This window comes from Pseudoalteromonas sp. P1-7a (genome assembly GCF_001401855.1).
Lineage (GTDB): Bacteria > Pseudomonadota > Gammaproteobacteria > Enterobacterales > Alteromonadaceae > Pseudoalteromonas.
In genome coordinates, this window is record NZ_LKDU01000011.1 from 14,738 (window position 1) to 36,800 (window position 22,063).

The following is a 22,063-nucleotide window of genomic DNA, read 5'->3' on the forward strand; positions in this document are numbered from 1 at the left end:
AATAAAGCAGCTGCACCGCATTAGGAGCAGCTGATGACTCATAAAATACTACAAATCCGATTATTTCCCGCTTCTTGTACGCGCTATTCGTTTTTACTGTGTTCACTTGCCTTTATTGCTTTTTTTTGCTTTAGCAATCCGTTACTTGCTGGCTCAGTTAAAGACCTCAAAAGCCAGCAAATTTCTGAAATACTCTTTAATATTAAAGCCTATTATGTTGATGACCTATCGCTTACAAAAAGTGCGGAGGATGCCTTCAATAATCAACAGGTAGAGATGTTATTAAACCAGCTGGACCCTTACTCCAAATACCTTAATGAAAATGACTTAGACGCCTTATTTAACAATACAAATGGTCAATACACCGGCGTGGGCATAGAAGTAAAAGAGGTTGATGATAACATTACTGTTGTGGGGGTGGTTAAAAACTCCCCAGCCAAAAAAGCGGGTATTTTAGCAGGTGATATTATAGTTAATGTAAATGGTACAAGCACACTAACACGCAGTTTAGAGCAAGTGGCTTCGCTCATAAAAGATGATAGTTTCAGTACTGTTAAACTAACTATAAAGCGTGCGCAGTACAAAAAAACGCTAAGCTTTACAGTCGACCGCAGAGAAATAAATTTAGAAAGCGCCTCTAGCCAATTACTCGATTCGGGCACTGGTTATTTAGCTATTAATAACTTTTCTAATCACACCTTACACGAAGTGGCGCTACAGGTAGCTGCACTTAAAAATGATTATCGCACACCACTTAAAGGGTTAGTGATTGATCTACGCGACAACCCCGGTGGTACTTTACAAAGCGCAGTGGCAGTAGCGGATTTATTTTTACAAAGCGGCACTATAGTCACCACTAAAGGGCGTTATTATGATGCTAACCAAGCTTACTACGCTAAACGGGGCGACATACTCAAAGGTATACCTATTGTGGTACTTATTAATGAAAACTCAGCGTCTGCTGCTGAGATACTTGCTGCAGCTTTAAAAGACAACAAGCGCGCTAAAGTGGTTGGTAATCAGTCTTATGGCAAAGGCTCAGTGCAATCCTTAATACCACTTGGTGATGGCAACACGGCACTAAAATTAACAACCGCCAAATACTTTACACCTGCGGGCATATCAATTGAAGGCGTGGGAGTCACGCCAGATGTAGCAATTGCGCAAGCAACCCTTCCACAATCAAATAAAGCCGTTATAATAAAAAATAAACAGAACAAAAATGCACCACAGTTTGAACATGAAATACTGGGCGACTTGCAGTTAGTAAAAGCTAAACAATTACTTAGTATGCAATAGTAAATCTCAATAAACTAAAAAGATAATAAAAACTATAAACGTGAAAATAATAAAATGGCTGCTGTTGGCTACCTGCTTTATATCTAGCACTGCTTGGGCAAAGCAAATAGCCATCGTAATTGATGATATTGGCTATCATCAGCGAGATTTAGAATTTCTTACCTTACCTGGGCAATTGTCATATTCAATTTTGCCCCACACCCCCTACTCTCAAATTTTTGCAAGCCTTGCTAGCCAAGCAAATAAAGAGCTGTTATTACATGTACCCATGCAAGCCTTAAACGGTAAAGCACTCGGCCCTGGCGGGCTCACAGTTAATATGGATAAAGAACAGCTACAAAAAACCTTAGGCACGGCACTAGCCAGCCTACCCCAAGTAAAAGGGGTCAATAATCATATGGGTTCGGCGCTAACTCAGCACAGCCAAGCCATGAAGTGGACTATGGAAGTACTAAAAAAACGTAATTTATTCTTTTTAGATAGCCGCACTACCGACCTAAGTCAGGCACAAAATGCAGCAAATTTTATCGGGGTTGAAAATATTGGCCGCCATGTGTTTTTAGACAATATAACAACGCATGACCAGCTACAGCTGAGATTAGATGAACTAAAACACAAAGCAACAAAGCACCACTTTGCTATTGCCATTGCTCATCCGTACCCTGAAACCATCGACTTTTTACGTCAAGCCCTGCCTAAGCTCACTCAGCAGGGTTTTGAGTTAGTGCCGGTATCGCAGTTAGTACACAAAAAGTATATTCAATTAGCCCAAGGTAAAGGGATTAACGCCAGGTAGCTGTGGGTGGTATTTTAAATATATTTAAGCCATACAACCAAGCTGATAAAACAATAAAATTGATTGAAATACTTACAGCCACAAAGCAAAAGCCCCGCAGATAATGCAGGGCTTTTTAAAATTTACTATTTTTGCGCTATTAGCTCATAGCACTTTGCAGCTTTTTCATTGCTGTTTTTTCAAGCTGGCGAACACGTTCAGCTGACACACTGTATTTTTCAGCAAGTTCTTGTAGTGTTGCCTTGTCATCAGACAACCAGCGTGCACTAACAATGTCTTGCGAGCGTTCATCTAGCGTTTTAAGCGCGCTGAACAAGCGTGTATGAGATTGCTCTTGCCATTGTTGCTGCTCAATATCGTCAGCTAAATCAGTTGAACCATCTGTTAAGTATTGCACTGGTGAATACGTGCTTGTAGGCGCGTCATCGTTGTCGTCGCCCGTTAAGTCAAAGCCCATGTCTTGGCCGCTCATGCGCGATTCCATTTCACGAACTTCTTTTTCACTCACACCTAGCTCATTGGCTACAGTGCTTACTTCAGCTTGGTTAAACCAACCTAAACGTTTTTTGTTTTTACGAAGATTGAAAAACAATTTACGTTGCGCTTTAGTGGTCGCTACTTTTACGATGCGCCAATTTTTAAGCACAAACTCATGAATCTCTGCTTTAATCCAATGAACAGCAAACGACACTAAACGTACGCCCACACTAGGGTTGAAACGCTTAACCGCTTTCATCAGGCCTATGTTGCCCTCTTGGATTAAGTCTGCTTGTGGTAAACCATAACCCGAGTAGCTTTTAGCAATATGTGCTACAAAGCGTAAATGCGACATAATGAGTTGCTTTGCAGCACTAAGATCGCCTTCTTCTTGAAGTCGTGTTGCTAGCTCTTTCTCTTGCTCAGCTTTAAGCATAGGAATAGTACTAACCGCTTGAAGGTAGCCGTCCATACTTGCGCTTTGTTGCCCAACTGTAAGTGCCATTGCGTATAAATCTTTACTCATTTTTCACCTCGGTGATAAACATTTGAAACCATCTTAGCACTCTTTCTCTAAGAGTGCTAACCCCAATTTAAAACTTTTTTTAAGCGTAAATCAAGCGGTTTTTTAGTGTATGTTAAGTCTACTACATGCGACTGAATAAGTGATGAACTAAGGGATTGCAGAGATTAGCGTAAACATAACAGCACATTTACAACTAATCTCTTTTAAGGATAATAATATACAAAAATGACAATTTTGAGTCAGCCATTAGCAGGCGTTGTTATACTTTGTCTGGCTCAATCTCTTTAATATACCGGTTAACTGATAAATAAGAACCGACAAAGCCTAAGCTGGTTGCTAATAATACCAATGCTCCAAACTCATTAAGTGTTAACCCAATTAACGAAAAACTTGTTTGATACACGCCAGCAACACTACTTACTGCACTTGTTAACCACCACATCATTAGGGCAATACAAATAAAGGCAAATAAACCACCTATTACACCATACCAAATACCCGTCCATAAAAATGGGGCATGTATAAACGTATTGGTAGCCCCTACCAACTTCATTACCTGTATTTCTTCTTTTTTATCCATAATAGATAAACGAATCGTGTTACCAATTATAAGGGTGACAGAGGTAAGAAGTAACAGCGCAATTGTTATAACACTTTCTTTCAATAAGTCTAACAAAGCATTCAGGCGCTCAAGCCATGCAATATCAAGCTTACCAAAATCTACCTCTCGCTCGTTTTCAAGTTTTGTAAGCAGTGCTTTAGCTGCATTGGGCTGGCGATGTCGTTTAGTAGGTGTAACCAATACAACATCGGGAAGTGGATTGCTATCTAGGTATTCTAAAGCTTGCCCAAACCCCGACACGTCTTTAAATTCAGTTAGCGCTTGTTGCTTAGAAATAAATTCAACACTGTCCACCTCGGCGTAAAGTGCTAAACGCTTTACTAAGGTTTGTGTTTCTTGCTCACTCATGCTTTCTTTTACAAAAAGTGATATTTCGCTAGCTTCTTCAAACCCGCTACTGACTTGCTGTACATTTTTTACAACTAAATACAGGGTTGCAGGTAATGTTAAACTTAGGCCAAGTACAGCAATTGTCATTAATGATGCAAGTGGTGTACGCCACATTTCACCTAAACTGTGTACGCCTTGGCGAAAAATATTAATAATAAAAAAATAACCGCCTGCAATCGCTGATTTTTTTTGTTTATCGTTGGAGTTTTGTCGCCCTTTAAATAACAAGCTCACAGTGCTACCTCCGCAAGTGGGTCTTCAAGCATACGGCCATCTTTTAAAGTCAGGCTACGGTATTTCAAACGAGAAACAAGACCAAGATCGTGCGTTGCTATAAGTACGGTGGTACCGTGTTTATTAAAATCTTCAAACAGCCTTAATATTTCCATAGATAATTCTGGGTCAAGGTTACCCGTTGGTTCGTCAGCTAATAAAATAGGCGGAGAATTTACAATCGCCCTGGCAATACCTACCCGCTGCTGCTCACCACCTGAGAGCGTAGAAGGATGGCATTTCACTTTATCTAATAGCCCGACTTTATCTAACGCCCCATGTACCCGCTTAGCAATATACTTATGGTGTGTACCTTCAATGATCAACGGCAATGCAACGTTATCAAAAACGGTGTAGCGTTCTAACAAACGATGATTTTGAAAAATAATTCCAATATCGCGGCGCGCATAAGGAATTTGCCGAGAATTTACTTTATTTAAATCAACACCGTTAATTGAAACGCTTCCAGCAGAAGGGCGTTCCATCAAGCTAATGAGCTTTAATAAGGTGCTTTTACCCGCACCACTGTGACCTGTTAAAAAGGCCAGTTCGCCAGGCTTAATATGAAATGTAACTTTTTCGAGAGCACGATGTCCCCCCGGATAGGTTTTACTTACTTGCTGAAAATTTATCATTTTTATTATGCCAGTCCCAAATTTGTAAAATGGAATTCCTTGCAATTAAAAAGGGAGTAAGCTCCCTTTTATTTATTAAACGTCGTCCTCATCTTGGCTAAATAAAGCATCAATAAAGTCATCGCTTTTAAATGCGCGCAAATCATCAATACCTTCACCCACACCAATGTAACGAATAGGAATATTAAACTTGTCTGCAACAGCAAATATAACCCCACCTTTAGCCGTACCATCAAGTTTTGAAAGGGTAATACCGGTTAAACCAACACACTGATTAAATAGGTTGACTTGGCTGATTGCATTTTGACCTGTACCAGCATCAATAGTTAGCATAACTTCATGCGGTGCATCAGGGTCAATTTTCTTCATTACGCGGGCTATTTTTTCAAGCTCTTGCATAAGGTTATCTTTATTTTGCAACCGCCCTGCTGTATCAGCGATTAACACATCAACATTGCGTGCTTTAGCGGCTTGAAATGCGTCAAACACTACTGAAGCACTATCTGCGCCAGTATGCTGGGCAATCACAGGAATGCTGTTACGCTCTCCCCACACTTGCAGCTGCTCTACTGCTGCTGCACGGAACGTATCACCTGCGGCCAACATAACTGACTTACCTTCATTTTGAAACTGCTTAGCCAACTTACCAATAGTAGTTGTTTTACCTACGCCGTTTACACCTACCATTAATATAACAAATGGTTTTTTATCTGTGTTTACAACAAGCGGTTGCTCTGCAGTTTTAAGCATGGTGGCCATTTCTTGCTTCATAAGCTCATAAAGCGCATCGCCATCTTTAAGCTGTTTGCGATCGGCGGCATCAGTTAGGCTATCAATCAGCTTCATGGTGGTATCAACACCTAAGTCGGCGGTAAGAAGCTGTGTTTCTAGATCTTCAAATAGATCGTCATCTATTTTTTTACCACTAAAAATAGAGGCAAAGCCAGAGCCTATATTTACACGGGTTTTTAATAGCCCTTTTTTAAGACGTGAAAAAAATCCCTCTTTTTTAGGCTTTTCAGCAAGTTTAGCCTCTTCTTTTGCAAGCTCTGCCGTAATACGTTCTTGCTCTATACGCTCAGCCTCTGCTTGCTCTGCTGCAATACGTTCATGCTCCAAACGTTCAGCTTCGGCCTCTGCAGCAATACGCGCTTGCTCTAAGCACTCCGCCTCTGCTTGCTCTGCTGCAATACGTTCTTGCTCTAAACGCTCAGCTTCTGCTTGTTCTGCTGCAATACGTTCTTGCTCTAAACGCTCAACTTCGGCCTCTGCAGCTATACGCGCTTGCTCTAAGCGCTCAGCCTTTGCTTGTTCTGCAGCAATACGTTCTTGCTCTAAGCGCTCAGCTTCTGCTTGTTCTGCTGCAATACGTTCTTGCTCTGCACGTTCAGCTTCTGCCTGTTCTTGTGCAATACGCTGTTGTTCTAGGCGTTCAGCTTCTACCTGCTCTGCAGCTATACGTTCTTGCTCTAAACGCATTTGCGCTTCTTGCTCTGCTAAACGAGCTTCTTGGGCTTGTTGTTGCGCCTGTGCTTCAGCTTGCTCTTTGGCAAGTAACTCAGCGTTGGCTTTTTCAATTGCTAATTTTTCATCTTGCTCAGCTTGCTCGCGCTCTTGGTTTAGACGTTGCTGCTCTGCGCGCTGAGCAGCTACACGCTCTTGCTCTAAGCGCATTTGCGCTTCTTGCTCTGCTAAACGTGCAGCGTGTGCTTGTTGTTGCGCCTGTGCCTCAGCTTGCTCTTTTGCAAGCAACTCAGCGTTCGCTTTTTCAATAGCCAAACGCTCTTCTTGGGCTTTTTCAGCAGCGATACGCGCTTGTTCTTCACGCTCTGCCTCGGCCTTTTCTGCCGCTAAGCGCTCAGCTTCTTGTTGCTGAGCTAATGCCTGTTGTTTATCAGCTTCTGCTTGTTTTTTATCTGACTTACCAAAACCGAGCCAAGACATGAATTTACTTTTTTTTGCCATACTTGCTAATAACCACTTATAAAAATCTGATAAACTAAAATTTGAAATAGCTTGGTGTGGCTCAGCAACACGTGCCGGCCAATCAACCGTTCAAAACGTAAGTGCTAAATAGTAACACTTTTAATGCGGTTGAAAAATGAAGCTAAACGTAAACTACGTACAATATTATCTGAGCTAGATCCCATATACCATTTTTTAGTGACCTAAATGAGAAAAAAAGCAGCGAAAAATAAAGCAATTAGCAAATCTACTGACGGCTTTATTAGAGTAATTAGCGGGCAGTTTCGTGGCCGTAAACTACCGGTAAAAAATGTAGAAGGGCTTCGCCCAACAACAGACCGTATTAAAGAAACCGTGTTTAATTGGTTAATGCAAGATACACGCGATGCAACTGTGTTAGACTGCTTTGCAGGCTCAGGCGGATTAGGCTTTGAAGCATTGTCTCGATTTGCTAAAAACACGACTTTTATCGAATTAGACGCATTAGCTGCGAAGCAACTTGAACAAAACATTTGCACATTAGACCTTAACAACGCTCAGGTAGTACAAACCAACTCGCTCTCATATTTAGCGCAAAAGAACATAAATCAACCATTCGATTTAGTTTTTGTTGACCCACCATTTCGTAAAAATTTAGCGCAAAGTAGCTGTGATTTATTAGAAAATAACCAATGGCTTAGTCAAGATGCACTTATTTATGTTGAGGTAGAAATAGAGCTAAGCAACTTTTCACCCCCAAATAACTGGTTGTTAATCAAAGAAAAAAAATCTGGGCAAGTGTTCTGCCGGTTATACCAACGCCAGTCAAATTAACAGTATTTAAGCCGCTGCATTTCTGTTAATATTATCCTTTACATATGGTGCTGCTTCGGATTACAATACCGCACCATTTTTGAACCACTTGATCAATGTTTGATCAACTTGAGCAACGCTCATAATTTAGGTAGGTGAATTTTTAATGCCAGTAATTAAAGTAAGAGAGAACGAACCGTTTGACGTAGCACTTCGTCGCTTCAAGCGTTCATGTGAAAAAGCAGGTATCCTTTCAGAAGTTCGTCGTCGCGAGCACTATGAAAAGCCAACAGCTGAGCGTAAGCGTAAAAAAGCTGCAGCGGTTAAGCGTCACATGAAGAAGCTTTCTCGCGATAACGCACGTCGCGTTAAATTATACTAATCGTATTTGGTCTTGTATAAATGAGCCTTTTAATAACGCTAAAAGATGCGCAAAAAGATGCGATGAGAGCAAAAGACAAACAACGTCTTAACCCTATTCGCATGGTGCTTGCCGCAATTAAGCAACGTGAAATTGACGAGCAAATAACACTCGACGACGCAGGTATTACCTCCGTTATAGTGAAGCTTGTTAAACAACGTCGTGACTCTTACACTCAGTACAAAGGTGCTGGGCGTGAAGATTTAGCCGAAATTGAAGCCAATGAGATCGCAGCACTAGAAACTTTTTTACCTCAACAACTGAGTGAAGAAGAAATTGTTGCCCTTATTGATGCGGCTATTGCTGATACTAATGCAGCAGGTATGCAAGACATGGGTAAAGTAATGGGCATAATCAAAAGCAAAGCCGAAGGACGTGCCGATATGGGCAAGCTTTCTGGTTTAATTAAGCAACGATTAACAGCCTAATACCCCCACATACATAAAGTATGATTCAAGTAAACCGAGCCCTGTGCTCGGTTTCTTCGTTTATAGAGCTAGCACTCATTTTAGAGTGAGCAATACTTTAAACACACTATACCTCTTTTATAAATGCACGCATTGTGTTGAAATTACACCTCACCAATTGTTAGGACTACTTACAAAACATGGCTGGAAAGATCCCACGAAATTTTATTGACGATTTACTCGCCAGAACAGATATTGTAGAGCTAATAGACTCTAAGGTTGGTCTTAAAAAAGCAGGCAAAGACTACCAAGCTTGCTGCCCTTTCCATAACGAGAAGTCTCCCTCGTTTACTGTTTCTCAAGATAAACAGTTTTACCACTGCTTTGGCTGTGGTGCTAATGGCAATGCTATTTCGTTTGTTATGGAGTACGACAAGCTTGAGTTTGTTGATGCCATAGAAGAGCTCGCTAGCCTTTTAAATTTAGATGTGCCTCGAGAGAATGGCAACAGCTCAGCCCCAGAGCGCACGGCAGCACAAAAACGCTCAGACTACGATTTAATGTTACACGCAGCACGCTTTTACCAGCACCAATTAAAGCACCATAGCAACTCTGCTACGGTAATTGATTACGTAAAAGGACGTGGTTTAAGCGGCGAAACAGTTAAAAAGTTTATGATTGGTTATGCGCCGAGCGAATGGGAAGCGCTTTGCCAGCAACTTGGCCGAACAAAAGAACAAAAAGAGCAATTAGTTGAGCTTAAGCTTGCCTCTGAAAAGACACCAGGCAGGCAGTTTGATTTTTTCCGCGACCGTTTAATGTTTCCTATTCGTGATAAACGTGGCCGTGTTATCGCCTTTGGTGGGCGTGTTATGCAAGCCGACCAAGGGCCAAAATACCTAAACTCACCAGAGACCCGTATTTTTCATAAGGGTTTTGAGCTCTATGGTCTTTATGAGGCAAAACAAGCGTATAAAAAACTTGAACATGTACTCATTGTAGAAGGTTACATGGATGTAGTTGCGCTTGCTGAGCAAGGAATAGAATACGCAGTGGCAGCTCTTGGTACAGCTACGACAAGCGAGCATATGCATACGCTATTTAGGACCACCGACAAGGTTATTTGTTGTTACGATGGTGACCGAGCGGGCCGCGATGCAGCTTGGCGAGCACTTGAAAACGCCTTGCCCTATTTAAACGATGGCAAAGCCCTGCATTTTGTATTTTTACCCGATGGCGAAGACCCAGATTCACTAGTACAACAAGAAGGTAAAACACAGTTTGAGCAACGCTTAAGCCAAGCAGATGACTTCACTAAAGTGCTGTTTAATAAACTTAGCCAAGAAGTAGACCTAACACTCGACTCTGGGAAAGCTAAATTATTGAGTGCTGCATTGCCGTTAATTGAAAAAATTCCGAGTGAATTTTACCAAGAGAATATTTTAGAGCAGTTAGGTCGTTTAATTGGCCGTACGCGTGAGCAATTAAACAGCCGATTAAAAACCCCTAAACAGCAACAAGCGGTTGAGCGTAAATTTAAAATTACCCCTATGCGACAGGCTATTGGTATTTTAATTCAGCACCCACAGTTAGCTAAAAGTGTGCCTTACTTACCAGAGCTTGCTCAAATGAACATAGCCGGCATAGGTTTGCTACTGCGCTTACAAGAGCGCGCACTGCAAAAAGATAATGCAAACACAGCAGTTTTACTCGAATCATTTAGAGATTCCGAGGATTACGAACCGCTAGTAAAGCTTGCCACATGGCAGCACCAAATTAGTGATGAGCGTTTAGAGACTGTTTTTCAAAATACTTTTAAATTTATTGAAGATCAGTGTTTAAATTATCGACTAGAGACCCTATTAATAAAGGACAAGACACAGGGCTTATCAAGTGATGAAAAACTCGAATGTCATTTACTTATGACAGCGCTAAAAGCGAGTAACGGCTAGTCAGACTTGATTTAAACTGTTATACTGTGCTATTCACTGCGTCACATTATTAAAGTTAGTTAAAGGCTAATTCTATGATGACGCCTGTTGTATCAACTTATCAGAGTGGAAGAAACAATCTCTATGGATCCAACTCCTCAGTCACAATTAAAACTTCTGATTCAAAAAGGTAAAGAGCAAGGCTACTTAACTTTTGCTGAAGTAAATGATCACCTTCCACAAGACATAATCGACTCAGATCAAGTAGAAGATATCATTAGCATGATTAATGACATGGGTATTAAGGTTAGCGAAAATGCGCCTGATGCTGATGAATTAATGATGCAAGAAACCACGACAGACGAAGACGCAGCAGAAGCTGCTGCTGCAGCCCTTGCAACTGTAGAAAAAGAAATTGGCCGTACTACTGACCCAGTGCGCATGTACATGCGTGAAATGGGTACTGTGGAACTTCTTACTCGTGAAGGCGAAATTGTAATCGCTAAACGCATTGAAGAAGGTATCAACCAGGTACAAATTTCTGTTGCCGAATACCCAGAAGCAATCACTTACCTACTCGAGCAGTGGGATAAGTTCGAAGCAGAAGAAATGCGCCTAAGCGACATTATTTCTGGCTTTTTCGATCCTAACGAAGACGAAGCACAAATCTCTGCGACACACATTGGTTCTGAATTAAGTGAAGAGCAACTTGATGAAGACGATGATGAAGATGACAAAGACAGCGATGATGATGAAGACGAAGAAGAAGTAGATACAGGCCCTGATCCAGAGGAAGCCCGTGTTCACTTTGAAAACTTACGTGATTTATACATTAAGGCTCGTACTACATTTGATGAAAAAGGGCGTTCGCACCCAGATTCTCAAGCCGCTATTTTTGAGATTGGCGAGCTTTTCAGAACCTTTAAATTAGTACCAAAACAGTTTGATCGCATGGTAAATAACATGCGAGAAATGATGGACAGAGTGCGTGTTCAAGAACGTCTTATCATGAAACAAGCTGTACAAATAGCTAAGCTACCTAAGAAAACGTTTATTAAGCATTTTGCTAATAACGAGACAGACACAGCATGGCTAGACCTAGAAATTGCTGCTAACGAAAAACACTCAGCTAAACTTGAGCAAGTGAAGCCTGAAATTATTCGTTGCATTCAAAAGCTATGTGTTATTGAAGAAAGCACAGGCTTAAGCATTGAGCGTATTAAAGACATAAACCGTCGTATGAGCATTGGTGAAGCAAAAGCGCGCCGTGCGAAAAAAGAGATGGTTGAAGCTAACTTACGTCTTGTAATCTCAATTGCTAAAAAATACACAAACCGTGGTTTACAATTCTTAGATCTAATCCAAGAAGGTAACATTGGCTTGATGAAAGCGGTAGATAAGTTTGAATACCGCCGTGGTTATAAGTTCTCAACTTACGCTACGTGGTGGATTCGCCAAGCGATTACTCGCTCAATTGCTGACCAAGCAAGAACAATCCGTATTCCGGTACATATGATAGAAACGATTAATAAACTTAACCGTATTTCTCGTCAAATGTTACAAGAAATGGGTCGTGAGCCAAATCCAGAAGAATTAGCAGAACGCATGATGATGCCTGAGGATAAAATCCGTAAGGTACTTAAAATTGCCAAAGAGCCAATTTCAATGGAAACCCCAATCGGTGATGATGAAGATTCGCACTTAGGTGACTTTATCGAAGATACTACTATTGATTCGCCTATCGACTCGGCAACAATGGAGTCTCTTCGTGGCGCGACAAACGATGTGTTAGCGGGCTTAACAGCACGTGAAGCTAAAGTATTACGTATGCGTTTTGGTATTGATATGAATACCGACCACACCTTAGAAGAAGTAGGTAAACAGTTTGACGTAACCCGTGAGCGTATTCGTCAAATAGAAGCGAAAGCACTGCGTAAATTACGCCACCCTTCTCGCTCAGACTTACTAAAAAGCTTTTTAGACGCTAAATAATTTAGCGCTTCTTATAAACTAAAAAGGCCGCTGTAGCGGCCTTTTTTCTATTTAAAGGAAACAACCATGGCTTGGATCCAAATCCGTATCAATGCCAATGCTGCAACCGCAGATGCAGTGAGTGACTTATTAATGGAAGCAGGCAGTGCCTCTGTTACTTTTATTGACGCTAAAGATACACCTATTTATGAGCCTAAAATTGGCACCGTTGAGTTTTGGGCCGATACCACTGTAATTGGTCTTTTTGAAGCCAATCATGATATGAACAGCGTAATTGCACTACTTAAACGTCATGATGAAATTAAAGACACGCTAGTATACAAAATTGAGCAACTTGAAGATAAAGACTGGGAGCGTGAGTGGATGGATAACTTTCACCCCATCCAGTTCGGTGAAAAACTGTGGATATGCCCAAGCTGGCGCGAAATTCCAGACCCAGATGCAGTCAATGTATTGCTCGACCCAGGCCTTGCGTTTGGTACGGGTACACATGCAACAACAGCACTATGCCTAAAATGGCTAGAAAGCCAGGATTTAAGCGGTAAAACAGTGGTTGATTTTGGGTGTGGATCGGGAATCTTAGGCATTGCAGCCATCAAACTTGGTGCAGAGCGCATGATAGGTATTGATATCGACCCGCAAGCGCTTGAAGCAAGCTTAGATAACGCACAACGTAATGGCGTAGCCGATAAGCTTGAGGTATACCTGCCAGAAAACCTGCCTGAGTTTAGTGCTGATATTGTAGTAGCTAATATTTTAGCGCAGCCGCTGCGTGAGCTTCACAGTGTAATTTTGGGTTTACTAAAGCCTGGTGGCAAAATTGCTATGTCGGGCATATTAGAAGAACAAGCTCAATCCGTTGCCGATATTTACGCACCGTTTATTAAGCTTGATGATATTGCACTTGAGGGTGATTGGACCCGTGTAAGCGGTACAAAAAATAGCTAGCCTCATACATTTATAAATTTAGAGTTTTAACTCAAAACTTGCATGTAAAGCCTGTATTTAACAGGCTTTACTATTTTTTTACAGTTAAAAAATTAGCCCGCATCATTTGGCAAAATTATTTTTTGCTTAAATTTCAAACAAATCAACCCGCTTGTCATGCGGTTATCAAAAGTCAATACGAAAAGGGCAAAAAAAAGTCACTTTTGTTCAATTTATAGCCTTTGATTTTTCCTAAAAAAACCGTAAACTTAGCGCCCCTTGAAAAGAGGCCTATTGAATACAGTGCGTATCGGTTCATACCAACTTGAGAATAATGTAATAGTCGCGCCAATGGCAGGTATTACAGACAGACCATTTAGACAGCTTTGCCGCCGCTTAGGCGCAGGCTTGGCCGTGTCTGAAATGTTATCGTCAAACCCGAAGGTTTGGAAGACTGAAAAATCGATGAACCGTATGGATCACAGCGGCGAATCGGGTATACGCGCGGTGCAAATTGCAGGAGCAGATCCTGAGCTTATGGCGCAGGCCGCACAATTCAATGTTGCAAACGGTGCACAGATCATAGATATCAATATGGGGTGCCCAGCAAAAAAAGTGAACAAGAAACTCGCAGGCTCTGCCTTATTACAGTTTCCTGAACTTGTGGAAGAGATAATTGATGCAGTAGTAAATGCTGTTGATATCCCGGTCACACTTAAAATCCGAACAGGATGGGATCAGGATAACCGTAATGGTGTAGAGATTGCGAGAATAGCTGAGCGTTATGGCATTGCATCACTTGCTGTACATGGGCGTACGCGCGCATGTATGTACAAAGGTGAAGCAGAATATGCCACGATTAGGGATATAAAACGCTCAGTGTCGATACCTGTGGTTGCTAATGGTGATATTACATCACCAGAGAAGGCAAAGCAGGTTTTGGACTATACGGGTGCAGATGCCATTATGATTGGCCGAGCCGCCCAAGGTCGCCCTTGGATATTTAGGGAGATAGACCACTATTTGCGAACTGGAGAACACTTACCACCACCTGCTATTTCAGAGGTGCGAAGTATTTTAATGGAGCATTTAGATAACCTCCATGCGTTTTACGGCGAGCCAATGGGAGCGCGAATCGCTCGCAAACATGTATCTTGGTATTTGCAAACCCATGACAGTGACGGTCAGTTTAGGCGAGTATTTAATGCGCTCGACAACCCAAAAGCACAAGTTGACGCATTAACGCAATACTTTAAAACACTAGCAGCTAACTAAGAAAGAAAGAGATTAAATAATGTTCGAACAAAACGTGACTTCTCCATTTATCACAAACCCTCATGTTCAGTCACACGAGAAACCGCAGCCATTGCGTGATGCAGTAAAAAAAGCTGTTCACCACTATTTAAAGCAGCTTAACGGTCAAGATGTGCAAGACGTTTACGACCTTGTTCTTTCAGAGCTAGAAGCGCCATTACTTGAAGAAGTAATGACATACACACGTGGTAACCAAACTCGTGCGGCAATTTTACTAGGTATCAACCGCGGTACTTTACGTAAAAAGCTAAAAAAATACGGCATGAACTAATACCAATGATATTGAAAGCGTAAGCATTCTAACGGACTAAACAAGCCCATAACGGCGTTAAAAATTTCTTATGTAGAATAACTACACTGTAAAATTTTTGCCTTGTTATAGACTTGTTTTTCTATCGTAATAACTGCTTACTAATCCAATACAATTGGTATCATGCAAAAAAAGCACCTTTGGGTGCTTTTTTTATACCTGCAATTCATTAACCAAATTGCAAAATGCTCACGCTTATTGGCGCTTTATAAGTCGTTTTTTGAGTAGTAATCAGTTAAAATGCCCGCTTCTAAGCTAGCTCATTAACTGAGGAAATCAAACTACAATGGATACTCATCGTCCCATTCGTCGCGCACTTTTAAGTGTGTCTGATAAAACTGGTATTGTTGAATTTGCCCGCGCTCTAGAAGCGCAAGGTGTTGATATTTTATCAACTGGCGGTACCTGCAAACTCCTTGCTGATAACGGCATAAAAGTGACTGAAGTATCAGATCACACAGGTCATCCTGAAATTATGGATGGTCGCGTAAAAACTCTTCACCCTAAAATTCACGGCGGCATATTGGCGCGTCGCGGACAAGATGAAGGTGTAATGGCAGATAATAACATTTCAGCTATCGATATTGTTGTAGTTAACTTATACCCCTTTGCGAATACTGTCGCTCAAGAAAACTGCAGCCTTGAAGATGCCATTGAAAATATTGATATTGGTGGGCCTACAATGGTTCGTGCAGCCGCTAAAAACCACAAAGATGTAACGATTGTGGTAAACGCGAGCGATTACGAGCGTGTTATTAGCGAAATGCAAAACAATAATGGCTCAACTACGTATAAAACACGTTTTGACTTAGCCATTGCAGCGTATGAGCACACTGCTCAGTACGATGGCATGATTGCTAACTACTTTGGCAAAATGGTGCCTGATTACACAGAAGAAGCCGCCGAAGAGTCTAAATTCCCTCGTACTATCAATATGCAGTTCACTAAAAAGCAAGATATGCGTTACGGTGAAAACTCGCACCAAGATGCTGCTTTTTATGTTGAAAACAACGTAAGCGAAGCATCCGTTGCAACAGCTACTCAGCTACAAGGTAAAGCCCTGTCGTTTAATAACATTGCAGATACCGACGCCGCACTTGAGTGTGTTAAAGAATTTGATGTACCTGCATGTGTTATTGTTAAACACGCTAACCCATGTGGCGTTTCAATTGGCGAAGATATTCTTAGTGCTTACGACCGTGCCTTTAAAACAGATCCAACCTCAGCGTTTGGCGGCATTATTGCCTTTAACCGCGAGCTTGATGCAAAAACAGCACAAGCCATTGTTGATCGCCAGTTCGTTGAAGTGATTATTGCCCCTAGCATTTCAAACGAAGCGGCAAAAATTGTTGAAGCGAAAAAGAATGTACGTTTATTAGCGTGTGGACAATGGAGTGGCAAAGCAACAGGCCACGACATTAAACGCGTAAACGGCGGTGTTTTAGTACAAGACCGCGACCTAGGCATGGTTACTCAAGGCGACTTAAAAGTTGTGTCTAAACGTCAGCCTTCTGAGCAAGAACTTAAAGATTTACTGTTTTGCTGGAAAGTGGCTAAGTTTGTTAAATCAAACGCGATTGTATATGCCCGCGACGGAATGACCATTGGCGTAGGCGCAGGTCAAATGAGCCGTGTTTACTCCGCTAAAATAGCAGGTATTAAAGCCGCTGATGAAAACCTAGAAGTACCTGGTTCAGTGATGGCGTCGGATGCATTCTTCCCGTTCCGTGACGGCATAGATGCAGCTGCAGCGGCCGGTATTACAGCCGTAATACAACCAGGTGGCTCAATGCGCGATGAAGAAGTTATCGCCGCTGCTGACGAAGCTGGCATGGCAATGGTATTTACCGGCATGCGCCACTTCCGCCACTAATCACACAAAGGGTTAAACACAGCGTTTAGCCCTTTTTGTTTGCAATCAATTCACGTATTCTGATTCAACACCTATATAAAATGTTAAGGAACAAACGATGAAATTTGCACTAAAGTCACTACTTGTTGCCTCGCTTGCGCTTACATCAACTATGGCACTTAGCCATAACCATGAGTCAAGCCTTAGCCATGCTATTCAATCAAGTGAGCGCAGCGCTAAAAATAGCGCCCGCGATGAATACCGTCACCCTGAGCAAACTCTGGCATTTTTTGGTTTTAAACCAACAATGACCGTGGTTGAAATTGCGCCAGGCGGTGGGTGGTACAGTGAAATATTAGCACCAGCACTTAAAGAGCAAGGCCTATATTACGCTGCGCACTTTCCGAGTGATTCATCGGTGGGATATTACCAACGCTCACTGGCCAACTTTAAGAAAAAAGTGGCCGAAGATGAGCGTTTTAGCAAAGTAAAAATTTCTGAATTTGCTCCTCTAACGCACACTGATATTGCCCCAGCCGGTACTGCCGACATGGTACTAACCTTTCGCAATGTACATAACTGGTACATGGGTAAAGACACTGAAGGTGCATTAAGCGCGTTTAAATCTTTTTATAAAGCGTTAAAACCAGGTGGCGTATTAGGTGTAGTTGAACACCGCTTAGATGAGAGCCGTGCTGATGAGGATCAAAAATCAACTGGCTACATGAAGCAAAGCTACGTCATCGATTTAGCTAAAAAAGCTGGGTTTGAATTAGTTGCAACAAGTGAGATTAACGCGAATCCAAAAGATACAGCCGATCACCCTAAAGGGGTATGGACGCTTCCACCAAGCTTACGCCTTGGCGAGCAAGATGCCGATAAATACAAAGCTATTGGTGAAAGCGACCGTATGACGCTGAAATTTAAAAAACCGCTTTAAATAGGAATATTTCGCCATGAATGTATTAGTCATTGGCAGTGGCGGCCGCGAACACGCACTTGCGTTTAAGGCCGCTCAAAACAGTAAAGTAAACACCGTATTTGTAGCACCAGGTAATGCTGGTACTGCACTTGAGCCAAAATTAGAGAACGTTGCAATTAACGTTGAAGACCTAGATGGCCTATTACACTTTGCGCAACAAAACAATGTAGAACTTACTATTGTGGGCCCTGAAGTTCCGCTTGTACTGGGTGTAGTAGATAAGTTCCGTGAACACGGTCTCGCTATTTTTGGCCCAACAGCCGGCGCAGCACAGCTAGAAGGCTCTAAGTCGTTTACTAAAGACTTTTTAGCTCGCCATGCAATCCCAACCGCTGATTACCAAACGTTTGAACAAATTGACCCTGCCCTTGCTTATTTAAAAGAAAAAGGCGCGCCAATTGTAATAAAAGCAGATGGCCTAGCGGCTGGTAAAGGTGTGATTGTAGCAATGAACGAGCGTGAAGCTGAAGACGCTATTCGCGATATGCTGGCAGGTAATGCGTTTGGCGAAGCTGGCAGCCGTGTTGTAATCGAAGAGTTTTTAGAAGGCGAAGAAGCTTCTTTTATTGTTATGGTTGATGGTAAAAATATTTTGCCATTTGCAACAAGCCAAGATCATAAACGCGCCTACAATGGTGACAAAGGGCCAAATACTGGCGGCATGGGCGCGTACTCACCGGCACCTGTCGTAACCGACGAGATCCACCAGCGTATTATGAACGAAGTCATCGTTCCTACCGTTGAAGGAATGGCAAGCGAAGGCCACCCTTACACTGGTTTTTTATACGCAGGTTTAATGATTGATGCCCAGGGCACACCTAAAGTGATTGAGTACAACTGCCGCTTTGGAGACCCTGAAACACAACCTATGATGCTTCGTCTTAAATCAGACTTAGTTGAGCTTGTTGAAGCGGCTAACCGCGAAGAGCTTGATAAAACAACCATTGAGTTTGACCCGCGCGCAGCCGTAGGTGTTGTACTTGCCGCTAAAGGCTACCCAGGTGATTACCCTAAAGGTGATGCAATATCAGGCCTTAAAGTTAACTACCCTGCCGATGAAAAAGTATTTCATGCAGGTACTAAGCAAGCGGGCGAAAACGTTGTCACCGCAGGTGGACGTGTATTATGTGCAACGGCACTTGGCAATACCGTTACCGAGGCGCAGCAACGTGCATACGAGCTTGTAAAACAAATTAGCTGGGAAGGTATGGAGTACCGCACCGATATAGCTTACAGAGCAATTGCTCGCGAGCAGTAGCCTGTAACTAAATTATTGGTTTAACTTAGAGCTTGCTTATCTTTATAGGTTAAATTTGCAGCAGTATGTTTGGTATTTAGGCAAGGCAGCGCCTATGTAATGTGGTTATTCCCCATAAATGGGCGATAACGAGGAATAAATGCCAAACATGCGCTGCCCAAAGGGTTTGACTTAATCCACTAGGTTACAAACCTCACGCCGCGATTAAATTATCTCTAGGATAAACAAATTTTAATCCTGAAAGGTCAGCAGGCCCTAAAAATTTAACTAAAAAAGCGCAGTTTATATGCGCTTTTTTAGTGCTACACTAATTAAAAGAGTTATTACAAGTATACAACGTTGGAAACGAAAACTTTACGTTATCATGCCACGGCCTTAGCCATACTGATTTTCATATTATATATTATTAGCACACTCGCTTCTAACCTAGTAGTGCCGACTCGTTATACCATCGATAAAACCACACCTGTATATTTAGACTTTGCTTACTATATAGATGAGAGTAAATCTCACACGCTAAACGATATTATTTTAAATCCTAATTTGCTCACCCACCAATCGCTGAGCGATATTCCGTGGAGCTTTAAGCAGCAAAACTATTGGCTATTTATAGACCTTGAAAATAAAAGTTTAGATACTCAAGACATTGTTGCTCATTTTGATAACCCTATGGTTGATCACTTAAGCGTGTATCGATTAAATAAAAGAAATGAGCTTATAGAAAGCTATAAATTAGGTGATAAAGTAAAGTCTCTCACGCTTTTCCAATATAGCGTACCGCATATACGTTTTGCACTTGAGAGTAAAACAACAGAGCGCTTAGCCATTAAAATTGATACAACGGGGATTAGCAAAACCCCTATTAATTTGTATCGCCATAAAGAATTTGTTGATTTAGTTCGCTCGCAAACCGGTATTTGGGGCATATTTGCAGGCGTGCTACTAATGGCCGCCCTGTATAATTTAGTGCTTTATTTTGGAATTAAAGACCGCGTTTATTTAGTTTATATAGGCTATATCATTAGTGCGCTGTGTTTAATGGGCATTGTAATGGGCTTTGGCTTTTATTTATGGCCCCTAGAGTGGCAATTGTATCTGCACGAAAAAGTAATTTTTTCAAACTACTCAATGGCCTTCTTTACCCTCGCCTTTTGCACCATGTTTTTACGCTACCACAAAGATAAATGTTGGCGCTATAAAATGAGTAAAGCGCTACTTACTCTAATATTTTTATTAGCATTAATTACATTATTCATACCCGAGTACATTGCAGCGCCGCTGTTTTTTTGTGTGCTAAGCCTGTTGTACATCATGTGCGCTATTTTGATTTACAATAAACTACGCACGGGCTTTAGGTGGGCGAAGTTTTATGTTTTTTCGTGGGTTCCTCTCATTGTTGGCGCAGCAATACAGCCATTAGAGTTAACCGGCTTTTTGGATTATAGTTTTGCGATTCGTCACGCGTTTTTAGTGGCGATTTTGTGTGAAGTTATTTTAATGGCTATGGCGCTTGCCGATAGAGTGCGCTATCAGCGCGAGCGCGCGCTTTATCATGCTACACATACTCAGCAAACTAAATTACTTAACAGTGCCAAATTAAAACAAGCGTTTATGAGCTTACAAGCACAAGGGCGTAATACCACCCTATGCTTGATTAAAATTCGCCACTTTAATTCGCTCAACACAATAATTACCCCATCACAGGGCTACACGTTAATAAAGCACGTGGCTAAGCAAATAGAGTTAGAGCTTAGCCATGAGCGGGAATTTACCAGCCTCGACATAGACTTTAATAACAGTCCCCGCTTAGCCGATCTAGGCAGCGGGATATTTGCCTGCATATCGACTAAGAACCAAAATCAGCAATCTCTTGAAGGGGCTTTAATTAAAGTGATTAATAGCCTGCCAAAGCAATACGAAATTCAAGGGCTAAACTTACAACTGACCTATAACATAGGCATTAGTAATGCTGCCAAAAATGACGATTTTGAATATTGGACAAAACGGGGTTATTTAGCGCTTAAAAAAGCCAAGAGTAGTAACGATTTAGTCGTCAGCGCCTCTAATAACAGTAATATATTAATGGATGTAGCATTAGCGGCTAAATTACAAAAAGCGATTAAAGACAACCAACTAGCGCTATATTACCAACCCCAAATAGGGCTTAAATTCAATCAAGTCAGTGGCGCCGAAGCGTTGCTGCGTTGGCCTGATCCCGCTTTTAAAGGTGTCTCTATAGAGGAGCTAATTACCCTTGCTGAACACACAGGTATAATTAATGAGCTCACCTTATGGGTTATTGAGCAGGCCTGTAAAGATATTATTAAACTAACGGAGCAAGGCTATAAAGACCACCCTATTAGCGTAAACTTAAGTGCTAAAAACCTGTCAATTAAAAACCTAGCTGAAAAAGTAGAAAACATTCTTATAAAATACCAAGTTCCGCCACAGTTACTTAAGTTTGAGTTAACGGAGTCGGCTCTCGTTGATAGCCACGAAGCGCTTATTTCATTAGTTAATGAACTATCAGATTTAGGGGTACGGGTAGTGCTTGATGACTTTGGCACTGGCTATTCATCATTAAGCTATTTGGTAAATTACCGCTTTACAGAGCTTAAAGTAGATAAATCATTTGTATTTGATTTAACAAATAACACCGCCAATAAAGTGATTGTGCAAACCGCTATAGACATGGCACATAACCTAGGGCTATCTATCACCATGGAAGGCATAGAAACCCAAGATGTACACCACTTATTAAAAGAGATGGGCGCAGACAGAGCACAGGGTTACTTATACGCAAAACCCCTGCCCTATGATGACTATTTACACTTCTTAAAAAGCCAATACAGTTTAAAGATGTTAAACTCCACGTTTTAATATCAACATCTTTA

18 protein-coding genes are annotated in these 22,063 nt (G+C 41.6%); 14 read left to right on the forward strand and 4 right to left on the reverse strand.

What is annotated here, in order from left to right; genetic code table 11:
* Positions 1-33: 33 nt before the first annotated feature.
* On the forward strand, positions 34-1,299 hold the full coding sequence (locus tag AN389_RS08960) for a S41 family peptidase (protein WP_055014735.1): 1,266 nt from the start codon (positions 34-36) through the stop codon (positions 1,297-1,299).
* Between the two features lie 40 nt (positions 1,300-1,339).
* Positions 1,340-2,095, forward strand: coding sequence for a divergent polysaccharide deacetylase family protein (locus tag AN389_RS08965; RefSeq protein ID WP_055017928.1), 756 nt, complete (start codon positions 1,340-1,342; stop codon positions 2,093-2,095).
* A gap of 139 nt (positions 2,096-2,234) precedes the next feature.
* Here AN389_RS08965 and rpoH read toward each other — a convergent pair whose 3' ends face one another.
* The 4 genes from rpoH to ftsY form a co-directional block, all read right to left on the reverse strand.
* Positions 2,235-3,098, reverse strand: coding sequence for an RNA polymerase sigma factor RpoH (rpoH, locus tag AN389_RS08970; RefSeq protein WP_055014733.1), 864 nt, complete (start codon positions 3,096-3,098; stop codon positions 2,235-2,237).
* 259 nt (positions 3,099-3,357) lie between these two features.
* Entirely contained in the window at positions 3,358-4,344 is a 987-nt protein-coding gene (ftsX, locus tag AN389_RS08975; RefSeq protein WP_055014732.1) for a permease-like cell division protein FtsX, read from the reverse strand.
* Positions 4,341-5,018, reverse strand: coding sequence for a cell division ATP-binding protein FtsE (gene ftsE / locus AN389_RS08980; protein ID WP_055014731.1), 678 nt, complete (start codon positions 5,016-5,018; stop codon positions 4,341-4,343). Before ftsE ends, ftsX begins: the two co-directional genes overlap by 4 nt.
* 75 nt (positions 5,019-5,093) lie before the next feature.
* Positions 5,094-6,983, reverse strand: coding sequence for a signal recognition particle-docking protein FtsY (gene ftsY, locus AN389_RS08985; RefSeq protein ID WP_082430552.1), 1,890 nt, complete (start codon positions 6,981-6,983; stop codon positions 5,094-5,096).
* A gap of 207 nt (positions 6,984-7,190) precedes the next feature.
* On the opposite strand from ftsY, the gene rsmD reads away from it, so the two are divergent.
* The 12 genes from rsmD (at position 7,191) to AN389_RS09045 (ending at position 22,049) form a co-directional block, all read left to right on the forward strand.
* Positions 7,191-7,796: a 16S rRNA (guanine(966)-N(2))-methyltransferase RsmD gene (gene rsmD / locus AN389_RS08990; protein ID WP_055014730.1), complete on the forward strand. Its 606-nt coding sequence runs from the start codon at positions 7,191-7,193 to the stop codon at positions 7,794-7,796.
* Positions 7,797-7,941: 145 nt separating this feature from the next.
* Positions 7,942-8,157, forward strand: a complete 216-nt coding sequence (gene rpsU, locus AN389_RS08995) for a 30S ribosomal protein S21 (RefSeq protein ID WP_002957797.1) — start codon at positions 7,942-7,944, stop codon at positions 8,155-8,157.
* A 20-nt stretch (positions 8,158-8,177) separates the two neighbouring features.
* A complete protein-coding gene (locus tag AN389_RS09000; RefSeq protein ID WP_055014729.1) occupies positions 8,178-8,624 on the forward strand; it encodes a GatB/YqeY domain-containing protein in 447 nt (148 codons plus the stop codon).
* 179 nt (positions 8,625-8,803) lie between these two features.
* Positions 8,804-10,555 (forward strand): DNA primase, encoded by a 1,752-nt coding sequence (dnaG, locus tag AN389_RS09005; protein ID WP_055019663.1) that lies wholly within the window; start codon positions 8,804-8,806, stop codon positions 10,553-10,555.
* Positions 10,556-10,678: 123 nt separating this feature from the next.
* A complete protein-coding gene (gene rpoD, locus AN389_RS09010; RefSeq protein WP_055014727.1) occupies positions 10,679-12,526 on the forward strand; it encodes an RNA polymerase sigma factor RpoD in 1,848 nt (615 codons plus the stop codon).
* A gap of 66 nt (positions 12,527-12,592) precedes the next feature.
* Complete coding sequence (gene prmA, locus AN389_RS09015) at positions 12,593-13,474, forward strand: 50S ribosomal protein L11 methyltransferase (RefSeq protein ID WP_055019664.1); 882 nt, start codon at positions 12,593-12,595, stop codon at positions 13,472-13,474.
* A 282-nt stretch (positions 13,475-13,756) separates the two neighbouring features.
* Entirely contained in the window at positions 13,757-14,728 is a 972-nt protein-coding gene (gene dusB / locus AN389_RS09020) for a tRNA dihydrouridine synthase DusB (protein WP_171037620.1), read from the forward strand.
* A 19-nt stretch (positions 14,729-14,747) separates the two neighbouring features.
* Complete coding sequence (gene fis / locus AN389_RS09025) at positions 14,748-15,038, forward strand: DNA-binding transcriptional regulator Fis (protein WP_002957804.1); 291 nt, start codon at positions 14,748-14,750, stop codon at positions 15,036-15,038.
* A gap of 325 nt (positions 15,039-15,363) precedes the next feature.
* Positions 15,364-16,950, forward strand: coding sequence for a bifunctional phosphoribosylaminoimidazolecarboxamide formyltransferase/IMP cyclohydrolase (purH, locus tag AN389_RS09030; RefSeq protein WP_055019665.1), 1,587 nt, complete (start codon positions 15,364-15,366; stop codon positions 16,948-16,950).
* Positions 16,951-17,047: 97 nt separating this feature from the next.
* A complete protein-coding gene (locus AN389_RS09035; RefSeq protein WP_055014723.1) occupies positions 17,048-17,869 on the forward strand; it encodes a class I SAM-dependent methyltransferase in 822 nt (273 codons plus the stop codon).
* Positions 17,870-17,885: 16 nt separating this feature from the next.
* Positions 17,886-19,169 carry a phosphoribosylamine--glycine ligase gene (gene purD, locus AN389_RS09040; RefSeq protein ID WP_055014722.1) on the forward strand — a complete coding sequence of 428 codons (1,284 nt, stop codon included), beginning with the start codon at positions 17,886-17,888 and terminating at the stop codon, positions 19,167-19,169.
* 339 nt (positions 19,170-19,508) lie between these two features.
* Positions 19,509-22,049, forward strand: a complete 2,541-nt coding sequence (locus tag AN389_RS09045; RefSeq protein WP_055017934.1) for an EAL domain-containing protein — start codon at positions 19,509-19,511, stop codon at positions 22,047-22,049.
* Positions 22,050-22,063 lie beyond the last annotated feature (14 nt).

What these genes read in the sequence shown, in the direction of transcription:
- AN389_RS09035 (WP_055014723.1), top strand. Translation starts at nt 17,048, where the DNA reads ATGAAATTTGCACTAAAGTCACTACTTGTTGCCTCGCTTGCGCTTACA.
- purD (WP_055014722.1), top strand. Translation starts at nt 17,886, where the DNA reads ATGAATGTATTAGTCATTGGCAGTGGCGGCCGCGAACACGCACTTGCG.
- AN389_RS09000 (WP_055014729.1), top strand. Translation starts at nt 8,178, where the DNA reads ATGAGCCTTTTAATAACGCTAAAAGATGCGCAAAAAGATGCGATGAGA.
- rpoH (WP_055014733.1), bottom strand. Translation starts at nt 3,098, where the DNA reads ATGAGTAAAGATTTATACGCAATGGCACTTACAGTTGGGCAACAAAGC.
- AN389_RS08960 (WP_055014735.1), top strand. Translation starts at nt 34, where the DNA reads ATGACTCATAAAATACTACAAATCCGATTATTTCCCGCTTCTTGTACG.
- ftsY (WP_082430552.1), bottom strand. Translation starts at nt 6,983, where the DNA reads ATGGCAAAAAAAAGTAAATTCATGTCTTGGCTCGGTTTTGGTAAGTCA.
- fis (WP_002957804.1), top strand. Translation starts at nt 14,748, where the DNA reads ATGTTCGAACAAAACGTGACTTCTCCATTTATCACAAACCCTCATGTT.
- purH (WP_055019665.1), top strand. Translation starts at nt 15,364, where the DNA reads ATGGATACTCATCGTCCCATTCGTCGCGCACTTTTAAGTGTGTCTGAT.
- dnaG (WP_055019663.1), top strand. Translation starts at nt 8,804, where the DNA reads ATGGCTGGAAAGATCCCACGAAATTTTATTGACGATTTACTCGCCAGA.
- rpoD (WP_055014727.1), top strand. Translation starts at nt 10,679, where the DNA reads ATGGATCCAACTCCTCAGTCACAATTAAAACTTCTGATTCAAAAAGGT.
- prmA (WP_055019664.1), top strand. Translation starts at nt 12,593, where the DNA reads ATGGCTTGGATCCAAATCCGTATCAATGCCAATGCTGCAACCGCAGAT.
- ftsE (WP_055014731.1), bottom strand. Translation starts at nt 5,018, where the DNA reads ATGATAAATTTTCAGCAAGTAAGTAAAACCTATCCGGGGGGACATCGT.
- rsmD (WP_055014730.1), top strand. Translation starts at nt 7,191, where the DNA reads ATGAGAAAAAAAGCAGCGAAAAATAAAGCAATTAGCAAATCTACTGAC.
- rpsU (WP_002957797.1), top strand. Translation starts at nt 7,942, where the DNA reads ATGCCAGTAATTAAAGTAAGAGAGAACGAACCGTTTGACGTAGCACTT.